Source organism: Bradyrhizobium sp. A11, assembly GCF_042077125.1.
GTDB lineage: Bacteria > Pseudomonadota > Alphaproteobacteria > Rhizobiales > Xanthobacteraceae > Bradyrhizobium > Bradyrhizobium japonicum_B.
Genome location: NZ_CP149509.1, coordinates 2,676,535 through 2,697,332, shown reverse-complemented (window position 1 = coordinate 2,697,332; position 20,798 = coordinate 2,676,535). Strand labels below are relative to the sequence as shown.

The window sequence follows — 20,798 nt, the reverse complement described above, 5'->3', positions numbered from 1 at the left end:
CCATGGTAAATCCGGCTCAGTACTCCCGGATGCTTTCATCCAAGCCGCGAAGCAGGGGATAGAGGAAATATGAAATCACCGTCCGCTGTCCGACCTTCATCTCGGCCGTGACCGCCATACCGGGCATCAGCTGAACCCTTTCGGACGGCAGCCGAAGGTGCGTGTCCCGCAGATCGATCAGTACGCGGTAATAGGGAGCTGACGAACGGCGCGCACCTTCGGCCTTCGCGTCTGGCGAGAATGAGTCCCGGCTAATGACGCCGACCTCGCCAGCCGCAGTGCCGTACTTCTGAAATGGAAACGCCTCGAACTTGACCCGCACGGTCTGCCCGACCGTGACCTGCCCGATATCCCTGCCCTCGACATTGACCTCCGCGCGGAGCACCTCGTCCCGAGGGACGAGCACAAACAATGTTTCAGCCTCGCGAACCACCGAACCCACCGTCCGATTGGCAATTTCGAGTACTACCGCATCCGCCGGTGCGTTCAGCACGATCAATTGACGGCGGAGCTCCGCCTTCTTGAGCTCTTCGGCAATGCCATTGCGTTTGGCCAATGTTTCGACGAACTCCTGATAGGCAGCGCGCAGAAACTCGGCGGCGAACACTTTCTGGTCTGCACGGGCTTTGTCCAGGCGATGAATGTTATCGACGATGCTGCCACGAACTCGCGCCAGATTGCTTTCAACCTCCAACCGGGCGTCACGGGATAGCAGGAAATTCAGTCTTGAACCGACTTCCTTGGCCATCAACGCGTTCCGCATGTCCTCAATGGACTGCATATTCTCCAGCCGCTGGGTCAGGACGAGTTCCTCGTTCTGCGCGGTTTTTAGGTTGGCCTGCGCGGACGCGATCTGCGCGTCATAGTTCTGGATCTGAAGGCCGTGAGCTGCCCTCCTCTGGAGATATACCCGCCTCTGCAAGGCCTGATCGGCGTTCGCTGTCTCTTCGACGACGTAGTCCGCGCCGTCCAACTCAGCTCGAAGCCGGTCGATGGAGGCATCGAGAGCGGCCAAGCGGCCGCGCAATTGATCAAGATCGGCTTGAGAAAACGTCGGATCGAGGATCGCGAGTACGTCGCCGCGATTGACGGAGTCACCCGCCTTCGCACGGATCTCCCGAATGACCGACGTTTCCAGCGGCTGCACGACCAGGTTTGGACGTGTCGTGATCAGCTTACCCTGTGCTGTCACAATCATATCCACGCGCGAAACACATGCAAAAGAGATTGCGGCAGCGATGAGGGCGGCGACACAATAGAGCGTGATCCGTCCCACCCGTGGTGGAGCCCGCTGCTCGATCTCGGCTGCGTCTGACTGAAATTGCGCGACAACGCCGGGCCCTGCTGGCGTTGGCCGCTGGAGCCGGCGTCGCGGCCGCGAGACTGGCGGAGACCCGGATCCGCCGGGTGCGGCTTCAACTCTGGTCTTATCAGACGCGGTCATGCAACCTGCCTCGTCTGCTGGTTCCAAAGATGTCGGTAGAAGGTGCACTTCGACAGCAGCGCGTCGTGACGATCGACATCGACGATCCGTCCGCGGTCGATCACCAGAATCTGGCTCGCATCCGACAGCATCGAAAGTCGATGCGATACAATGATGACCGTTCGCCCCTCCGCGATGCGCCGCAGATTGCGCCGAATGATCGCTTCGCTCTCGGAATCCAGCGCGCTGGTGGCTTCGTCGAGGATCAGGATACGCGGGTTCCCCATCAATGCCCGAGCGATCGCAAGCCGCTGCCTTTGCCCTCCCGACAAGTTCGATGCCTGCTCCTCAAGCATGGTATCGAATCCCCTCGGCAGTCGTTCAATGAACTCGTCGGCGCCGGCAAGCTGAGCTGCCCGGACAACCTCCTCGAAAGTGGCGTCACGCCTCACGCAAGCGATATTTTCTCGGACCGTGCCGCGAAACAGGAAATTCTCCTGGAGCACGACCCCGAGGTTTCGCCGCAGATGGGTGAGATCGATCTCGCGCGAATCGTGACCGTCGATCCGCACCAATCCCTGTTGCACCGGATACATCCCCGCGATCAGCCGCGTCAGCGTCGTTTTTCCCGAGCCGCTCCGGCCGACAACTCCAAAGATCGAACCTGGAGCAATTGAGAACGACACCTCATCCAAGGCCGGCGCCCCCTCGTCGTAACGGAACGTAACGTTTTCAAACTCGATCCGGCCGGATAAGTCGGGCCGCAGACCCTCGCGATGATCGTCGCGTTCCAGCTCCTTATTCATGACCTCGCCGAGCATCTTAACGGCCAGCGCCACTTCCTGATATTCGTGCACCATGGTCACCATCTGCACCAGCGGCCCCGAAACCCGCCCCGCCAGCATGTTGAAGGCCACCAGTGCGCCGATCGTCATCTCGCCGCCGAAGACGTCGAGCGCGCCCAAGGCGACGATGCCGAGTGTCATCATTTTCTCGAGGAACCCGGTCAACGCCTGAGCCCCCGCCGAGATTTTTTCGACGCCAAACCGCATCGATACCGCCTGCGCGCAACGATCGTCCCATGTTTTGTTCTGGCTTGGCTCCATCGCCAGCGACTTTACCGTGCGCATGCCGTGCACGGTCTCGACGAGGAGCGCCTGGCGCCCGGCCTCTGCCTGATAAAGCTGGTAGAGCCGCCGCCGGAACGGTCCCATCAGAATGGCAATCACGCTCGCGCTGATGGCGGTGAAGGCCAGCACGACGCATGTCAGTTTGACGCTGTATAGCGCCAGAACAGGCAGAAAGACGAACAGCGAAAGCGCGTCCAAGGCAGTCAGGAACAGTCGGCCGGTCAGGAACTCTCGTATTCGTCCGGCCTGCTGCATGTGCTTCACCAGCACGCCGGCCGAGATGCGCTCGAAGAACGTAACCGGAAGCCCCAAAAGGTGCCGAAACGTCCTGGTGGCGACCCGGATGTCGATCTTGTTCGTGGCGTAGAGCAACAGGTAGCGCCGCAAGAAGCTGAAGATTGCGTCGAAGCAGAGCGCGAGGATAGCGCCGGCGGTGAGCACGTAGAGCGTCGTAAGACTCTCGTGGACCAGAACCTTGTCGATGACGAGTTGAAAGAAGATCGGAAGCGCCAGCCCCAACGCATACAGGAACACCGCAGCGATTGCGACATCGGAGAACAACCGCCACTCTCGCAGCATCTCGGGCACGAACCAGCGCAACCCAAAGGATCTCTGGTTCTGCGCTGGAGCGGTTTCGCGCTTGAACAAAACAACCTTTCCCGACCATCTGGCACAAAATCGGTCCGCATCGACCAGCAGATGCTCGCCGCTCCGCTCCGCCAGCGGATCGAAAACCGTTACAGCGTCGCATTCCGGCTTCGCACCGATGACCAAGACCCAGTTCCGGTTCGAGAGCTCAACGAGAGCTGGATAGGCTTCGCCGAGCCCGCATATCTCCTTCCAATCGAGCTGCACCGCGCGGGCGCGAAGGCCCGCATCACGAGCCATGCGCAGCAGGAGATCGGTCGAGATACCGGTCTCGTCGACAGCATAGGCGTGCCGCATGCGGTCGGAAGGCAGATCGATACCGTGATGGGAAGCGACCCTCGACAGGCATTCAAGTGCGGTTTGAGCAGCCCGACGTGGCTCGTCCTCCGACATGGGCGGTGCCGGTTCACGCCTGTCGATTTCAACGGAAGTTGGTTGAGACATTTGGAGATCGTAAGTTGTCCGAAACTGGCGAGGCGGGCTCGGCTCGCGCGCCCGCCTGTGGTGAGACAATCGGCCCTCTCGGCCGAGAGCGCTGGACGACCCCAGCGTCGACCAGCCCCTGAAGCGCGTTCTGCATCACCTCCACGGAGTTCGCGAATGACTCCACGGAGAAGATCAGCCTTTGGCAAAAGACTTTCTTGGGCGCGTTGTTGCCGTCACGTTCCGTGGGCGAAAGACTGATCAGGTCCACCCTAACGATCGACCCGCCAATCATGACCTCGTCGACCCCGTCTGTATAGAGCTCCGCATGCATCGACCCACTCCTTATGTCGATTGAGATGGTTGGCCTACTCCGCTCATGTCATTCGGGCGCATCGCGATGACGCCGCAGACCGGCCATCTCCACGAAGAACTCCAACTGATCCCGTCCGGTATCGTGAAATCGACCCATGTGGGCGAGATCCATGCGCGCAGGCGCCGCGGCGGCAGCCCGGCGACGGCATATGAGATCCTGTCGTATGCAGCGCGGAGCACGCTCCGTACCGGTTGCGACGTGACGCGTCTCGCGAGCGTGACCGGCGACGCGATAGTCCGTGATAGGCCCGACATGAACTCCCCTTTCTTGTCTATGCAGCGAGCTGCGGCCTGAAGAGAACGTCGACCGCATAGCTGGTCGCGCCGAACGTGTTGGTTGGAAATAGGCTGCCGGATCCGTACGCGTAGACGCCGTTGCCGCCGCTCGAAGAGGACGACGGCGCCGTCAGCGGTCCGTTCGTCACCGCATTGGCAAACAGGTTTGGATCGTCCGAATAGTTGCCGGCAGTGTGGTAGGAGGCGACATAGGTCGTTCCTGCCGTGATCGTGACCGGCGTCGCAAAGTTGACCTGCTGCCAGCCGCTCGCCGTCTCGTTGGTAAAGGAAGCAGTGGCCAATAGGCTCCCCGTGCTGCTCCAGAGATTCGCGACATGCTGCCCGGTGTTGGACGGCCCCTTGTAGAAGCGGAGACCCATGATGTCTCCCGAAGTGGACGCTTGGAACTTCATACCAAGCTCGACCGGGTTCGGGTCATTCACCGTCACAATGCCGGGCGTTGGATTCGAGCTGAACAGGCTTACGGTGGTTGCCGACGGCGCACGAACAATTACGCTCACCCCGGCATTTGCCGAACCGCCCCGGCCATCGGAAACGGCGTAATTGAACGATGCCGGTCCGGTGTATCCGCTGCTGGGAGTGAACGTCACCGTGTCGTTCTGAGCACTGAAGCTGACGGTGCCGTTGACGGCGCCGCTGACGCCGGTGATCGTCAGGGCATCCCCGTTTGGATCGGTATCGTTTGCAAGGAGCGCCGAGCCGGAAATGCTGAGCGGGACGCTTTGGGTCGCGTTGAAGCCGCTGTCGTTGTTGGCGATCGGCGACTGATTCGTGCCGCCGCTCGCATTGCTGAACACGACATCGACCCAATAGTTCGTCGCGTTGAATGTGCTCGTCGGAAACAGATTTCCCGTTCCGTAGGTGTACACACCATTGTTGCTCGCGGAAGCCGTGAGCGGCCCATTCGTGCGATCGGACGTGAAGTAGTTTGACGTAACCGCATAGCGGCCGTTGCTGTGAAAGCTCGCGACGTAGGTGGTTCCGGCCGCAATCGAGACGGGGCTGTTGAATACGAGGGTTTGCCAACCGCTGCTGGTCTCGTTGGAGAAGGCTGCGCTCGCAAGGAGCGTTCCCGTGCTGCTCCACAGGGAGCCGGTGTGGGTGCCTGTGTCGTTCGCACTCTTGTAATATTTGATCCCGGTAATCGCGCCGGCGGCGGAGGAAGTAAACCGTACTCCCAGGTTGACCTGAGATGGATCGGATGTCGACAGCACCGAAGGAGTATCGGAAGCCGAGAACAAGCTGACGGTCGAGGAGACTGTCCCCACCGCAATGTTGAACGTCTCGCTGGCCGTGAGGCCGCCGAGATCAGTTGCGACGGCTCTCACGCCGAACGTGCCGACATCGGCCGAAGTCGGTGTACCGCTGAAGGTCCGAGTCGAGGCGTTAAAGCTCAGCCAGGCCGGCAGTGCCGAACCGTCGGCGGCGGTAGCGCCGTAGCTGAGTGAATCGCCGGAATCCACATCGGTGAACGTGCCCGCCGGCAACGTCAGCGAAAACGCCGAACCTACCGTTGCAGTTTGGTTGACGGTCTGCGCCGCCAGCACCGGCGCATCGTTGGCGCCGTGAATGGTGACCGTGAGCGTGGTCGAGGATGTCGCACCGGCGGCATCACGCATTGTGTAGTTGAAGACGTCCGTCAGTGTGTTGGTCGAAAGCCGCAAGGCTTGAATGGCGGGGTCAGTCTCATTGACCGTATAGGTGAAAGCACCTGAAGCATTGAGCACGAGGCTTCCGTGTGCTCCATTCAGCGCCGAGCCCAGCGTGCCGGACGTCGTACCGAAGCTGACCGCAGTCACGGCCTTCGTATCGCCCGCGTCCGGATCGGTGTCGTTGGACAGTACGTTTCCCGTGGCGGGTGAGCCGCCAGTGCCGTTATTGACACCGCCCTTCTCGGTTGCGTCGCCCGCGTCGGTGACAGCGTTTGGCGGCGCGTTCGCGGTCGTCGTTACGACGATATTGAATGTTTCGCTTGCGGTGAGGCTGCCGAGATCCGTTACAGTTGCCTTCACATCCAGCGTGCCGACGTCGGCTGACGATGGTGTACCGCCAAACGTTCGGGTTGATGCGTTAAAGGTGAGCCAGGCCGGAAGTGCAGAGCCGCTAGCCGTTGTCGCGGTGTAATTGAGCGAGTCGGCGGAATCGACATCGGTGAAGGTGCTCGCAGGCAGCGTTAGCGAGAACGCCGAGCCCACTGTTGCGGTTTGGTTGGCGGTCTGGACCGCCAGCACCGGCGCATCGTTGGCGCCATGGATGGTGATCGTGAGCGTGGTCGAGGATGTCGCGCCGACGGCATCACGCATCGTGTAATTGAAGACATCGGTCAGCGCATTGCTCGCAAGCCGCAGGGCCTGCACGGCGGGATCGGTTTCGTTGACCGCATAAGTAAAGGTGCCTGAGGCGTTGAGCACGAGACTTCCATGCGCGCCATTCAGCGCGGAGCCGATCGTGCCGGAGGTCGAACCGAAGCTGACCGCAGTTACGGTCTTCGTATCGCCCGCGTCCGGATCGGTGTCGTTGGTCAGGACGTTTCCCGTGGCGAGCGAACCGCCGGTACTGTTATTGACGCCGCCCTTCTCGGTGCCGTCGCCCGCGTCGGCCACAGCGGTCGGAGACGTGTTCGTAGCGGCGGATCCATTGAAGATCACGTCGACAAAGTAATTGGTCGACTTGTAGACGTTGGTCGGGAATACGGCTCCGGTACCGTAGGCATAAACGCCATTCCCTGTGGCAGGAGCGCTCAGCTGACCATTGCTGATCGGCGCGGTGAAATAGCTCTGAGTGTTCGAATAATTGCCATTGGTGTGATAGGAAGCAACGTATGTCGTGCCTGCGGTAATGGCTATCGGGCTCGAGAAACTGACCTGCTGCCAACCGCTGGCTGTCTCAGAGGCGAAGGTCGCCGTGCCGAGCAGCGTTCCCGTCGAGCTCCAGAGATGCGCGACGTGAGTACCTGTGTTCAGCGACCCCTTGTAGAAGCGCAGGCCGGTTATCGTCCCGCTGACCGATGCGCTGAACTTGACGCCGACCTCGACCGGGCTGGTGTCGCCCGAATTGGCAACGCTCGGCGTGTCGTTGGTTCCGAACAGGCTCTGCGCCGATATCGGATAGCTGACATTGAGGAAGACCTGGCCCGTTCCACTGGCACCCGCGGTGTCCGTGATCGTGTAATCGAACTGGGCCGCTCCCGCGTAGTTTGCGGCTGGCGTGAATGTCACCGTCTGAGACTGGACGTTATAGCTTACGCTGCCATTGGCCGGATTGCTCACGCCGCTGATCGAAAAGGACAGGCCGGCCGGGTCGGTGTCATTGGCGAGCAGCGCCGATGCCGGAATGTTCAGCACGCCGCTCTGAGTGACCGTGAATCCGCTATCATTATTGGCTTGCGGCAGCTGGCTCGTATTCCTGAAGACGACATCGACCCAATAATTGTCACCATCCTTCATCGAGATATTGGAGGGGAAGAGCGGACCCGGTCCGTAGGCGTAGACGCCGTTCAGGCCACTCCCTGTCGCTGTCAACGAGCCGTTGGTGTGACCTGGGTTGTCAAAATAGAAGTTTGTCGTGGAATAGTGGCCGGTGTTGGTATGATACGAGGCGATGTAGGTCACTCCGGCCTGTATATGGACCGGCGTCGCGAAGTTGACTTGTTGCCAACCGCTCACTGTTTCGTTGGCGAATGTTGCGCTTGCAAGCAGCGTGCCGCTCGACGTCCAGAGATTGCCGAGATGCGTTCCCGTATTCTGGGCGCTCTTATAGAACCGGATGCCTGTAATATCACCCGGCGCGGCGGTGACGAACTTAACTCCGAGCTCCACGGCAGCGGCGTCCGGCGTATCGACGACCGCCGGCGTGTCCGTTGGACTGAATATCGTCAGGTTCGAAGAAGGAGTCACCGTGTAGGCAACGCCGCCTCCTGGGGCTTCGAGGTTCAAACTATCGTCAACGGCCCTGCTCCGAATCGTCAATTGCCCCGGCGCGCCTGCGGCAAACGTATAGGTCCAGGTGGCATTGGACACTCCCACGGTGCTGTTGGCCGGATGCCAGGTGCTGCCGCCGTCGGACGAAACCTCAACACCGCCGATGAGCCCACCGGCATCGCTTGCCGTTCCGGTCACGGTGATGGACTGCCCCTCCACGACGCTCGTGGCGGAGAGATTGGTGATCGTGGACGTCGGGTCGGTGTGATCGGTCGATTGGCTCGCAATCACCAGGCTGGCCTGCAGCGTCGCAGGCTGCACGCCCATGTCGGCGAACAGGTTGACCATGGCCTGTTGGACGTTCCGATCGGTCGGCGTCTGGGGCGCGATGTTGTGCTGGTCATGATCCGACGCAAGGCCCCAGGACCAGAATACAGTACCGGCGCCAAAGACAAGAGCACCACTCACCGGGTCACGAAACTGAACCAGATTGTGAGTGGCTGTCCCGTTGCCGGTCGTGTTGCCGTAGTCGAGCAGGTATTTTGTGGTTTGCACAGTGGTCGAGGAGACACTGACCAGACCGGCCGGGCGGAAGCCGTTGTCCGGTGACGCATCCCATTCATAGCCGAGCAGGTTTGGCGTCAGAGACGCAGTCTGGCCCTGAGCAGTCCCGGCAATCGGCGCGTTGCGCCAGAGCCTCAACTGCGTCATCCCATACGGGATCTCGATCGCGCCGTAAGAATCCCCGTCCACCTGGAAGACCGTTCCGGTCAGCGCGTTGGAGGGGATACCTGACATCCCTCCGGTCGAAGCAAAGCGCGCGTCCATGAACGTTCCCGTCGCCGTCCCTGTCGGGTCGATCAACTGGTTGGCATGGGTATCCTTGTACGAGATCAAAGTCCGATTGGCGGTCTGACTGGGATCAATGCTGGCAGCCAGCCTGGTCTGCCAGTACACCTCGTTGCCGCTCAGAAAGGCCAGATTGACACCGGCACGGCCGGCCGCCTGGACGTTGGCAAACTGGCTGGCGGTCCAATATTCGTCATGACCCACATCCATATAGATCTGGTGATTGAGCAGCAGCGATCCGTTGGTGGCAGCATCGATGCCTGAGATGTAGGAAACGTCGTATCCGTTCTGCTCGAGCCAGTAGATCGCCGGATATTCGGCCGAGAACACCATGTCGTTGGCAGAGCTCGCGAGCCCGCCGTCGCGCGTCGTGATCGGACGATTGTAGCTCACGGCGTAAGCGGAGCCGCCGTCGCCAGGCCCGTTGCCGAAGTAGAGATTGGCTCCGCCCCACGGGTTGTAGGCCTGCCAGGTCTGATCGGCGGTCTGGAACACGATCGCGCTTTGCGATGCATCATTGCGGACCACAAATGGAATTTGAAACACCTGCGTTCCGTCGATCACGTTGGCGATGTACACGCCAGAAACCGCGTCGGTCGGCACGTTCCAGGTATCGGTCACGCTCCAATTGCCGGCATCGACCAGGCCGGTCGAGCTGTCTTTCAACGGCGCCGGTTGCACGACGGAGGTCGCCGCCTGATGCTGCATCGTCGTAATCAGCCTGGCACCGTTGCCGCCGTAGTAGCCAAGCCGGTAGATGTCGATGCGATAGTTCGGCGTGCCTGTTTGGTTATCGACCTTGAATTGGACGGCCCCGCCGACATTGGTGCTTATCGCCGTCGTGAACCCCTGGATTCTGGTCGAGTTTGCGCCAACATCAATCTGCCAGATGTTCGGCGATGTGCCTTGCTTCTGATTTTCCAGAACGATCGGGTTCGTAACTGGATCTGCAACGGCTGTGCCGCCCTGCCCATCACTTGCAAAGGTCCAGTTCGAGTCCTGGCCAGAGAACAGCAGGGTGACATTGCCAGCTCCATTGCTGAAATCGACCGTGCTGATGTTTGAGCTCCGGTCGTAATGGACGGATGCTGACATCGTCGACGTGAAGGCGAAATCCCTGAGATCAATCAGATTGCCGGCTGAAAGCGGCCGATCCGGCGATGAGCTTCCGATCAGGCCATGGAATTCGGCAGAGCGATCGAGCACCAGGGTGCCGACGTCCGTCTCGAAGGAGACGGTTATGCCAGAGAATGAACCGTTGGCGAGGTGCCCGGAGACCGCCCCTCTGATCTCAAGAACTGATCTATCGGCAATCGCGAAGTCACCCGCTCCCCGGACGTCGCCCTTGAAGTCCGCTGCAGCACTCCCCTCACCGCCGGACGGTCCGAGCTTTATGCTGCCGTTGTTGATGGTGTCACCTTCAACGACAAAGGAAGACTCTCGTCCGAGCGCAACAGTCGCACCCGCATCAACGGTCAGGCTGCCGACATCAACATTGACCCTGGTTGTGACAACATAAGATCCCGGCGCATCGATGAAGGCGGCGGACCCGGCGTCCGGAATCCCGCCACTCCAGTTCGCAGCGACGTTCCAATATCCGCCGCTCGAGCTGATCCAATGCGTCGCAACAGTCCTGGAACGTGAAGGCCCAATCGCGCCCCGCAGATCGGACACCTGCCGGGCGGCTAAACCGCCGCTCCAGGACGCATTCCAGGGCGGCACTCCCGACGGGAGCAGATCACTCTCGCTGGAATCGCTCTCCCCCCAGAGGAGAGGCCTTGCTCGATAAAAAACGCTCGCCTTTTGATATAACATGGCCAGCCTACCAATTCGCAGCAAAGCATTTAAATTAAATATGCGGCGCCAGTCAATTATTTAAAATAGAAATCACAGATTTAAATCAGCGTCGGCTGCGACGTCGGTAGGCATCCCGGGCGAGCGCAGGAGTTCATTCAGATACCTGCCGTATCCGCTCTTCTCCAGCGGCTGAATCAGTCCGCGAAGCTGATCTTGACTGATGAATCCTTGGCGAAAGGCGACCTCCTCAACGCAAGCCACCTTCATGCCTTGCCGCTTTTCCAGCGTTTGGACGAACGTCCCTGCATCGATAAGCGACTCGACAGTGCCCGTATCCAACCATGCGAATCCCCTTCCCATGCGCTCGACGTGGAGAGTGCCGGCCGCGAGATAGCGCATTTGCAGATCGGTGATCTCGAGTTCTCCCCGGGGGGATGGCTCGACCCTGCGGGCATACCGCACGACCCGGTTATCGAAAAAATACAGACCGGTGACGGCCCAGTTCGATGTCGGCCTTCTCGGCTTCTCGTCGATTCGTAGTGGGCGGCCGGCGTCGTCAAACGTAACAACGCCGTACCGTTCAGGATCGCGCACGTGATACGCGAACACGGTTGCGCCTTCCTCGCGGGCCGCGGCTTTCACGAGCAGTTCGCGCAAGCCGCCGCCGAAAAAGATGTTGTCCCCGAGTATCATCGCGACGCGATCAGTTCCGATGAAATCGGCACCTACAATGAACGCTTCAGCAAGCCCGCCCGGGCGCGGTTGTTCGGCATAGCTGAGCCGGATTCCCCACTGGCTTCCGTTCCCGAGCAATCGCTCGAACTGGGATCGGTCCGCCGGGGTCGTGATGATCAGGATCTCGCGGATGCCTGCCAGCATCAGTGTCGACAGCGGATAGTAGATCATCGGCTTGTCATAGATGGGCAGCAGCTGCTTGCTGACCACACGTGTGATCGGGTAGAGCCGTGTTCCGCTGCCGCCAGCCAGGACGATTCCCTTCAGCATCGGTGTCTGCTCCTTCGACAAGTTGGTCGAGACAGGTTTCGAGAGAATGGCGCCAGCAGGGTAATCGAATTCCAAACACGCGTTCTGCTTTGGATGACTCCAGGCGCGAGTTTACAGGCCTGCGCGCAGCGCTCGGATACTGCGCTGTCGTGATCGCCTCCAGCGTCGGCGGTCGCCCTCCCCGACGGGATAAACCATCGAAGATTGCCTCGGCAAAGCCATGCCAGGTCGTTGTTCCCTGGCCGGCCACATGGAAAATGCCCGCCGCTGTGCGGCGGTCATCGGTGAGCGACCGCTGTGCGATTTTCAGCAGCGCTGCAGCCAGATCCGCGGCCGACGTCGGGCTTCCGTATTGGTCGCAAACGACCCTTACGATCGGGCGCGTTTCGGCCAGCCGCAACATTGTCCGAACGAAGTTGCTGCCTATCGAGCTGTAGATCCACGACGACCTGACGACGGTCGCCAGGGGATGCGCCGCCAATACGGCCGCCTCGCCGGCTAGCTTTGATGCACCGTATGTGTTTAACGGCGCCGGCACGTCGGCCTCGTCGTAAGCCTCGCGCTTGGCGCCGTCGAAGACGTAATCGGTGGACAAGTGCACAAATGGAATGTTCCTCTGCCATGCAACATCCGCCAGCGCAGCCGCGCCGTCGCGATTGATGCTGAAGGCCTTTCCGACCTCGGACTCCGCCAGGTCCACAGCCGTATAGGCCGCGGCATTAATGATCATGCAGGGGGCGATCGAGGCGACCGTCCTGTCGATCCCGTCCCGGACCTCAAGGTCGAGATCCTCGCGTCCGAGGGCCACCGCAGACAGGCCGCGAAGAGCAGCGGCATCACGAAGGCAGCTGCCCAATTGGCCATTTCGACCAGCAATCAGAATCGGTCGTTCGATCATTGGCAGCCTCAGTGTTGGGTGGCTGGAAGGCCAAGACGCGAGCCGTCGTAAACCATGTTGCGAGCCCGCGCCCACCAGGCGCCGCTGGCCAGATACCATTCCACCGTCTCGGCGAGACCTTGTTCGAAGCTTCGGGTCGGCCGCCAGCCCAGCTCGCTGCGAGCTTTGGACGCATCGATCGCGTAACGTGCGTCGTGTCCCGGACGATCCGGCACGAACGAAATCAACGATCGCCTCGCTGCTGGCCCGGGACGCAATCGATCAAGCGTTTCACAAATCTGGGTGACGACTTCCAGGTTGGAGCGCTCGCTGTCGCCGCCGAAATTATACTTCTCTCCGGCCCTGCCATCGCTTAGCAGCCTGATCAGGCCTGCTGCGTGGTCCTCGACATGAAGCCAATCCCGCACGTTGCTTCCGTCGCCGTAGACAGGCAACGACTTGAATTCAATCGCGTTGAGAATCGTCAGCGGAATGAGCTTTTCCGGGAATTGGAATGGTCCGTAGTTGTTCGAACAGTTCGACACGATCACCGGCAAGCCATAGGTCTTGTACCAGGCGAGCGCGAGGTGGTCGGAGGCCGCCTTGCTCGCTGAATAGGGAGAACTCGGCCGATAAGGGGTATCTTCGCGGAAGCAGTCGGCTGGCCCCAATGAACCGTACACCTCGTCCGTCGACACGTGTATGAACCTGAACTGTCTCTTCCGCTGACTCGACAGCCCGTCGTAATATCGCCTGGCGGCCTCCAGTAAAGTGTAAGTGCCGACAATGTTGGTACTGATGAACGTTGCCGAGCCGGTAATCGACCGATCGACATGGCTTTCGGCCGCCAAGTGGATAACGGCGCTCGGCTGCCATTTGTGGAATAAGCGAGTGACCGCCTCCTGATCGCAGATGTCATGCTGCTCGAATCGATAGCGGCTGGTACCGTCGATGGAGGCCAACGAGGCCAAATTGGCTGCGTAGGTCAACTTGTCGACATTGACGACCGAGGCCTCAGCTTCCAAGGCCAATTGGCGGCAGACCGCAGACCCGATAAATCCCGCTCCGCCCGTCACCAGAACACGCATGAGACGTCCTCTACTCAAACACGGAAGCAAGCTGACCGAAGGTGGGAAGCGCTCGATCCTTCGGCGAAAGCTGGGCCTCTGCGGCCTTCACCGGCCACTCAATTGCCAATTCGGGATCGGCCCAGTAGACGCCGCCATCGTGCTCCGGCGAGTAGACCTCATCGACTTTATAAAGGACGGTGGTTTGAGGCTCGAGCGTACAGAAGCCGTGAGCGAACCCTTTCGGAACGAGCAACTGCTCGTCACTCTCGCTATCCAGCTTGACCGAGACGTGCTTGCCGAACGTCGGCGACCGACGCCGCAGATCGAGCACCACATCAAGGATCGCTCCTCTCAACACGCGAACAAGCTTGGCCTGCGCGAAGGGAGGCCGCTGGAAGTGCAACCCGCGAACCGTGCCGACCCGCTCGGAGCATGACTGATTGTCCTGGATAAAGTCTTGAGAAATCCCATTTTCAGCAAACGCAGAGCGACGGAAGGTTTCGCAGAAATAGCCCCGCGTATCGGACAAGCGCTTTAATCGGACGACCTTTACGTCCGGAATCGCCAAACTTCGCACTTCCAGCATGACCGCACGCTCCGATACGCTATCGCTCGGACGATCGGCCTGATCCCCCAATGTCCTGAACCGAGCGCCTTCGCCAACCAGTTCCGCTTCGCTCCGTTCGCGGTAGACATCGGTTCAATCAGCCGCCGCACCCTTCCTCATCCCAATTAATTATTCTCCCAATTAATGCCAAAGCCAGATTTAATTGGCAATACAAATTTTATCCTATATATTATTTTAAATGTGACAGCGGCCCAATATCTGCCGCGGGATTGCCCCCGCGCGATTGCCGACAGCCGAGAGAAATGTCCGATGCTGCAGACCAATACGCTCCAGAACGATGGGTCACGTCTCCCTCCCCCCATTCAGATGCAGCTGAACGGACAGAACACAGGCGGCATCGGCGAGCTCATTAAATTTGCGCTGGTATTTATACGGCGGCAATACCTCGTCATCATTTTCGTCACTGTCCTCGCAGGTGCCGCCAGCCTCGTTTACCTGAGATTGGTCTCGCCGGCCTATACCGCGCAGGTTCAGGTCCTGTTCGAAAATCCAAGGGCGCAGTTCCTTCAGAAACAATCGCTTCTTTCCGAACCGCTCCTCGACGTCACCCAGATCGAGACGCAACTGCAGATCATCAAATCGCAGGCGACTGCTGCGACCGTGATCAAGCAGCTGAAATTGGCCGATCACCAAGACTTTAGGGAGGGACGGTCGCTGCAGTCCTGGTTAATGGGGTGGCTTCAACGATGGCGGTCGGATCCGTCAGAAGGTGCGCCACCTGCTCCGCGGGAGCAGCCCTCGGAAGCAACGATTGCAAGCTTTCTGGATCGCCTGTCTGCAGGTCGAGTTGGCTATAGTCACGTCATTGAAATCGCATTCACCGCGAGCGATCCAGCGCTGGCGGCAGAGATCGCGAACGCTATTGCGAGAGCCTACATCAATGATCAGCTCGAGGCGAAATTTGAAGCCACGCGAACTGCAACGACTTGGCTGCAGGAACGGCTGCGGAGCCTCGGAGAGGAGGCGCTGACCGCCGAACGTGGAGTCGAGGCTTACAAATCTCAAAATAACATCGTATCGCCCGGGGGAAAGCCGATCGACGAGCAGCAGATCACAGAACTCAACACCCGGCTGGCTACCGCTCGCGCGCAGAGTTCAGAAGCCGCGGCCAAGCTGTCGCGCTACGAAGTTCTCCTCGGCGTCGACCCGGCAAAACCATCCTCGATCGGCAATCTGGACGCCATCGGCTCCGACGCGATGAACAGTCCGATCATTACATCGCTACGCCAGCAGTATCTCGAACTCGCCAGGCGTGAGGCCGAATTGTCCGCCCGCGTCGGCCGAGATCATCTCGCGGTGGTCAACGTTCGAAACAGGCTGCGCGAATTTCGCGTTTCCATTCTGGACGAGGTTAAACGACTTTCCGAGATCAGCCGCAGCGAAGCCGAACTTGCAAAGCAGCGGCAGCAGGAGATCGAAAAGCGTCTTTCCGTGGCCATTGCGCAGTCGCGCCTCACGAACTCGGCAGAGCTGACGATAAGAGACTTGGAAAGTCGGGCGAAGAGTCTGCGGGCCCTCTACGACACATTCCTTCAGCAATATATGGGCTCGGCGCAGCAGGAGACCTTCCCGATCTCAGAAACCCGCGTCATCTTCCCCGCTTCTGCCGCTCAAACCAAGAGCAAACCGAAAGCGAAGGTCGTGCTGAGCTTCGGTCTTCTGGGAGGGCTCGCGCTGGGACTGCTCCTAGGTTTCGTGCGAGACGTCATGGATCGCGTTTTCCGCACGTCTTCACAGCTAGAAGCAGCGCTGGACCTGCCTTGCCTATCCCTCGTGCCGATCCAGAGCTTGCCCAGGCAGCAAAGGTCGGCGGCTCGGCCGCAGCAGGCACAGGAAGCCCCGAACCAACGCATACTTCCGAGCGCTCCGGACATTTGTCGCGCCGTCGTGAGCATGCCTCTCTCGCGGTACACTGAGGCGATTCGATCAATCAAGATCGCGATCGACCATAGCCCGGCGAAGACTCCCAACCAAGTGATTGGCGTGACTTCGGCCCTTCCAAATGAGGGCAAGACCACGATTGCCGCTTCCGTGGCACAACTTATCGGGCACAGCGGAAAGAAGGTGATCATCGTCGACTGCGATCTTCGGAATCCATCGCTCTCGGCTCGACTCGTCCCAAAGGCCGTGGATGGCATTATTGAAGTCTTGAAAGGGACTTGTTCACTCGAAGAGGCGGTATGGCGGGATCCGAACACGACTCTTGCCGTTCTTCCGGCCGTTCAGCGTGGGTCCGTACTTCACTCAAGCGAACTCTTGTGCGACGGCTCGATCTGCAGGCTGTTTGATCGTCTGCGACAAAGCTATGACTATATCATTGTCGATCTTCCGCCGCTGAGCCCGCTTGTCGACGTACGGGTCACCGCTCCTCTGATCGATTGCTACGTTCTCGTCGTCGAATGGGGACGCACGAAGATCGACGTCGTGCAGCATGCACTGCACACCGCTCCGACGATCTCGGACTCGCTGATCGGCGCAGTACTGAACAAGACTGACATTAAGGCGATGGCCCGATACGACGCCCACCGAAGCGATTATTACGATGACAGTCACTACGTTCGATATGGTCTTTCGAGCTCCTGAGCGGCCTTTCGCCATGCATCATGAGCCTGCCGGTCCAAGCGTTGACTCAAGCCCGAGGGGTGACGTTGTATGCTGGACAAGTTTCTGATTGTGGCACTCTTGGTGTCCGTCGCCGCGGCTTTTGCAACACCCGAGTTTCCGCAAGCGCAAGTTCTTTGTCCTGCTCTTCTCGCGATCGCGGTGCTGGCAGCCGCAGTTTTCACCTCATCCTTCGCAATCGCGCGCCTGGTACGACGGTTACGACTGTTTCTGCTCGTCATTCTCGTTGTACCGGCGGTCTACATGACTGTTCAACTCGTTCCAATTCCGATCCACGGGGCCGGCAATCCGATATGGGCCGCCGCATCGGCTGCATTGAATGCCCCCCCTTCTGAACGGCTCACGGTGGACATCGGCGCAACCGTGCAAGCATTCTCGAAATACATTGCTGCTGTCGCCCTCGCGCTCATTGCGGCCATCGTCGCGCTGGATAAACAGCGCGCCTGGCAACTCCTCACCATGCTGGTCTCGATCTCAGCGATTGTCAGTGCGTACCTGCTAATGCGACAGATAATGGGAGCTGACGGTCTCTCGCCCGTCGGCAATCCCGTACCCGACGTGACCGACGCAGCACCGTCGGTGCTGGGCTTGGTGATGTCGGCAGCGATGGCGGCCCGCGCGTTCGAGGAACGCCGCCAGGCCAAGCAAATCTCATTTCGGCTGGCGGCGCCCTTATCGTTCGCAATGCTGGCAACGTTTCTCTGCCTGTCGGCGATCCTTGCCAGGGCAGACGGGACGGGAACCGCCATAGCTGCACTGCTTGGAGCGGGAATCGTTTTCGCAGCGTTCGCGATCCAGAACTGGTTCTATGGGGTTTGGGGAATGGCGAGCGTGTTTGCCACGGCCGCAATTCTCTTTTTGGCGGCCTTCACCCTGCTGCCGGTGAGGCCGAATACCGATCTCGCGATCGCCCTATCTGCGCAGCACCCGGCGGCGACTGAACGGATGCTGCAAGATGCCGGCCAGGTTGGGTCCGGTGCAGGAACGTACGTAGCGCTGCTGCCGATCCATCGCGATATCGGAGGGCCTTCATCGCGAGAGCGGCCGACCGCTGCCGCCGTCATCGCCATCGAAATGGGCCGCCCTTTCCTGTATGGGCTGTTGATAGTTGCGGTACTTGCCGCCTCGGCTTTGCTCAGATGTTCCCTGCAGCGAAAGCGGGACTACGCCTACGCCGCTATTGGTTCCGGTGCTGCGGCTGCGCTAGCCATGCTGGCCTTGGTCGAGGACGGCATTCTCGAGTTCGGCACATCGCTGTTGGCTGCCGCCACGTTAGGGTTGGCGGTTGCCCAAAGCCAGCGTGATACGGCTACTGCGGCCTTGTCGCCGCAATCAACGCGCTCCGTAAGTGAGCCGGATAGTCCGAATCCGGCATCTAAGCCAGCCCGCCAATATGGCAATGTATCCATGCGTATTGGATTGGGCTCTGTCGCTGTCGCCCTGTGCGCGCAAACGGTCTGGCTATACGCTCACCCGCGGTATCCGGGCGGATTGCCGCTTGAAGCGCCTTCCGCCAACCAAGCGGCACGCCAGGCGTCCGTAGGGGCGCCGCTTTCGGGCTCACTGCGCGGGGGCGGCGATTTGCATCCGAGGACACCTGTTCTTGAACAGTTGCCCATAGCCAACGAAGCCGCAGCGTCAAAGCCGGAGATCGGAGCCGATCCGGCTGCGCCGACTGCATTGGCACGGGCACTGCAGTACTCACCGCTACGAGGTGATCTTTGGCTCAAGCTTGCGGCGCTCTCGAAGGAGCAGAGATCGGCGGAATACGACGTCGCAGCTCTGCTGAAACTGTCGTACTACACAGCGCCAAGCGATTTGGCCTTACTTCCGCTACGGCTGACTGTCGCTCTCGGCGAGGTCTCGACGGCAAACGAACCGGAACTGCGTGAACTCGTGCAGCGTGACATCAAGATTGCCCTGACCACACAGCCCAGTCTCCGCCCCGCTCTTGTTGCCGCCTATCAGTCGGCGTCCGCGGAAGGAAAGAGCATTGTGAACAATCTGATTGCGGAGCGGGATTCAGCCGCTCTTCAAAGGAAGGAAATCCGGGCTCCTGCGCCCGGAACGATCGTCTATCCGCCGAACAGTGCACCGGGCCGCGGCACCGGTCGGTAACTCCCGAGGTATTTTGGTCGATCCGATAACGACCGCCCGGCTCGAACCCTACCAAGTGCGGCCAATATTTAAATTCTATATTTTCACTTGAAAGATTCAATAAATTAATAATAGATTAAATGCTGGTCAGAGTACCTCGTCATGAACTTCGTGAACCGACACCTCCCCGATCAAATTGATACGGCTCATGTCAGTCTCGAACCGCCAATATCCCGGCATAAATGGCCCTTGCGGTATGACCGGATCGAACACGTTGCGCTCTGTGCCGATATCGCGACGATTTTGCTCGCGAGCGTCATCTCCACCGTCTTATACCGGTTCCAGAACGTACAGACCGGGGCAGACCACGGCAACGCATTTGGCTTGGCGCTGATTAGCGCGGCTTGCGTGGCTCCCCTCCTGAAGGCTCAAGGCCTCTATCGGCCGATTGAGCTTCTTGTGCTCAAGAACCAGGTTCGGGCCGTCTGTGTCACTTGGGCGTCATTGTTGCTCTTGATCTGGGCCGCATATGGCTTTGCAATTCCCCCAGGTGCCTCTCAGAAACCAGGCCCGCTGTTCGCCATCCTCGGCTTGGCCTTGCTTGTGGCAGAGCGATGGGGGGTCAGGGCACTGCTGATAAGGGGTCTTAGCGAAAGAAAGTTCGCCAGCACCAATATCGTTCTAATCAGCGACCAACCGCTTTCCAAAAACGCCGGCCTGCCGGAGACCCTGGCTATGCACGGATATTGCGTCAGGGCACGGTTCAGCCTGCCGCCGATCGGCTTCGGGCCCGCCGGTCGAAAACGGCTCGCCTCTCGCGTAATCGACTATATTCACAACGTCCCACTCGACCAGGTGGTGGTCGAGGCCTCTCCAGAGCGGTGGCCCGAGCTGCGAGCACTTGTGGCCGATCTCCGGGTTTTGCCCTTCCCGATCATGTTCGTGCCCGTCGGCACAACATCCGAATTGCTTCGACATCCGACACGCAATCTTGGAAGTGCCGTTTGCGTCGAGTTGCAGCGCGGTCCCCTCACCTCCCTCGAGTGCGCATCCAAGCGAATGATTGATGTTTTCGGCGCAGGGCTCGCGCTGGCGATGGCTGCACCACTGCTGGTACTGGCTGCAATCGCAATCAAGCTGGACTCTCCGGGCCCGGTGTTCTTCCGACAGCAACGCTGCGGTTTCAATGGTCGGACATTCCTGATCCGGAAGTTTCGGACCATGCATGTTCTCGAGGACGGCAACGTGATCACTCAGGCGGTCCCTCTCGATCGACGGGTCACCCGCGTGGGCAAGTTGCTGCGGCGGTCGAGCTTCGATGAACTGCCGCAATTGCTAAATGTTCTCGAGGGCAGTATGTCGCTGGTGGGCCCGCGTCCCCACGCCTTGGCCCACGACGGACAGTTTGACAAGCTCGTGCGAAACTACGCCTTTCGCCGCAGGGTCAGGCCTGGGCTGACCGGATGGGCGCAGGTTCACGGCTGCCGTGGGGCAACGCCCACGGCGTCGATGATCGAAGCACGCGTCCAATACGATCTCTGGTACATCGACAATTGGAGTCTTCGGCTGGATCTTGCAATCCTGTTGCGAACTCCTGTGGAAGTACTGCGGGGGCGCAACGCCTATTAGCTCCAAAC

At 59.8% G+C, this 20,798-nt stretch carries 10 protein-coding genes; 3 read left to right on the top strand and 7 right to left on the bottom strand.

Going from position 1 to position 20,798, the window contains the following annotated elements:
• Positions 1–16 precede the first annotated feature (16 nt).
• The 7 genes from WI560_RS12345 to rfbC form a co-directional block, all read right to left on the bottom strand.
• Complete coding sequence (locus tag WI560_RS12345; protein WP_375308221.1) at positions 17–1,444, bottom strand: HlyD family type I secretion periplasmic adaptor subunit; 1,428 nt, start codon at positions 1,442–1,444, stop codon at positions 17–19.
• Complete coding sequence (locus WI560_RS12340; protein ID WP_375308827.1) at positions 1,441–3,594, bottom strand: peptidase domain-containing ABC transporter; 2,154 nt, start codon at positions 3,592–3,594, stop codon at positions 1,441–1,443. The genes WI560_RS12345 and WI560_RS12340 overlap by 4 nt, the downstream gene beginning before the upstream one ends.
• A 677-nt stretch (positions 3,595–4,271) precedes the next feature.
• Positions 4,272–10,880: a DUF4082 domain-containing protein gene (locus tag WI560_RS12335; RefSeq protein WP_375308220.1), complete on the bottom strand. Its 6,609-nt coding sequence runs from the start codon at positions 10,878–10,880 to the stop codon at positions 4,272–4,274.
• Between the two features lie 72 nt (positions 10,881–10,952).
• Positions 10,953–11,867: a glucose-1-phosphate thymidylyltransferase RfbA gene (gene rfbA / locus WI560_RS12330; RefSeq protein WP_375308219.1), complete on the bottom strand. Its 915-nt coding sequence runs from the start codon at positions 11,865–11,867 to the stop codon at positions 10,953–10,955.
• Positions 11,776–12,765: a dTDP-4-dehydrorhamnose reductase gene (gene rfbD, locus WI560_RS12325; RefSeq protein WP_375308218.1), complete on the bottom strand. Its 990-nt coding sequence runs from the start codon at positions 12,763–12,765 to the stop codon at positions 11,776–11,778. Before rfbD ends, rfbA begins: the two co-directional genes overlap by 92 nt.
• An 8-nt stretch (positions 12,766–12,773) precedes the next feature.
• The gene (rfbB, locus tag WI560_RS12320; protein ID WP_375308217.1) at positions 12,774–13,832 is read right to left on the bottom strand and encodes a dTDP-glucose 4,6-dehydratase; all 1,059 of its coding nucleotides are present in this window, start codon (positions 13,830–13,832) and stop codon (positions 12,774–12,776) included.
• Between the two features lie 10 nt (positions 13,833–13,842).
• The gene (rfbC, locus tag WI560_RS12315) at positions 13,843–14,400 is read right to left on the bottom strand and encodes a dTDP-4-dehydrorhamnose 3,5-epimerase (RefSeq protein WP_375308216.1); all 558 of its coding nucleotides are present in this window, start codon (positions 14,398–14,400) and stop codon (positions 13,843–13,845) included.
• A gap of 291 nt (positions 14,401–14,691) precedes the next feature.
• On the opposite strand from rfbC, the gene WI560_RS12310 reads away from it, so the two are divergent.
• The 3 genes from WI560_RS12310 to WI560_RS12300 all read left to right on the top strand — a co-directional run bounded on the left by WI560_RS12310 (position 14,692) and on the right by WI560_RS12300 (position 20,790).
• Complete coding sequence (locus tag WI560_RS12310) at positions 14,692–17,025, top strand: AAA family ATPase (RefSeq protein ID WP_375308215.1); 2,334 nt, start codon at positions 14,692–14,694, stop codon at positions 17,023–17,025.
• 69 nt (positions 17,026–17,094) lie between these two features.
• Entirely contained in the window at positions 17,095–19,182 is a 2,088-nt protein-coding gene (locus tag WI560_RS12305; protein ID WP_375308214.1) for a hypothetical protein, read from the top strand.
• A gap of 141 nt (positions 19,183–19,323) precedes the next feature.
• The gene (locus WI560_RS12300; protein ID WP_375308213.1) at positions 19,324–20,790 is read left to right on the top strand and encodes an exopolysaccharide biosynthesis polyprenyl glycosylphosphotransferase; all 1,467 of its coding nucleotides are present in this window, start codon (positions 19,324–19,326) and stop codon (positions 20,788–20,790) included.
• The last annotated feature ends 8 nt before the right edge of the window (positions 20,791–20,798 follow it).

What these genes read in the sequence shown, in the direction of transcription:
- WI560_RS12340 (WP_375308827.1), bottom strand. Translation starts at nt 3,594, where the DNA reads ATGTCGGAGGACGAGCCACGTCGGGCTGCTCAAACCGCACTTGAATGC.
- WI560_RS12345 (WP_375308221.1), bottom strand. Translation starts at nt 1,444, where the DNA reads ATGACCGCGTCTGATAAGACCAGAGTTGAAGCCGCACCCGGCGGATCC.
- WI560_RS12335 (WP_375308220.1), bottom strand. Translation starts at nt 10,880, where the DNA reads ATGTTATATCAAAAGGCGAGCGTTTTTTATCGAGCAAGGCCTCTCCTC.
- rfbC (WP_375308216.1), bottom strand. Translation starts at nt 14,400, where the DNA reads ATGCTGGAAGTGCGAAGTTTGGCGATTCCGGACGTAAAGGTCGTCCGA.
- WI560_RS12305 (WP_375308214.1), top strand. Translation starts at nt 17,095, where the DNA reads ATGCTGGACAAGTTTCTGATTGTGGCACTCTTGGTGTCCGTCGCCGCG.
- rfbA (WP_375308219.1), bottom strand. Translation starts at nt 11,867, where the DNA reads ATGCTGAAGGGAATCGTCCTGGCTGGCGGCAGCGGAACACGGCTCTAC.
- rfbD (WP_375308218.1), bottom strand. Translation starts at nt 12,765, where the DNA reads ATGATCGAACGACCGATTCTGATTGCTGGTCGAAATGGCCAATTGGGC.
- WI560_RS12300 (WP_375308213.1), top strand. Translation starts at nt 19,324, where the DNA reads ATGAACTTCGTGAACCGACACCTCCCCGATCAAATTGATACGGCTCAT.
- WI560_RS12310 (WP_375308215.1), top strand. Translation starts at nt 14,692, where the DNA reads ATGCTGCAGACCAATACGCTCCAGAACGATGGGTCACGTCTCCCTCCC.
- rfbB (WP_375308217.1), bottom strand. Translation starts at nt 13,832, where the DNA reads ATGCGTGTTCTGGTGACGGGCGGAGCGGGATTTATCGGGTCTGCGGTC.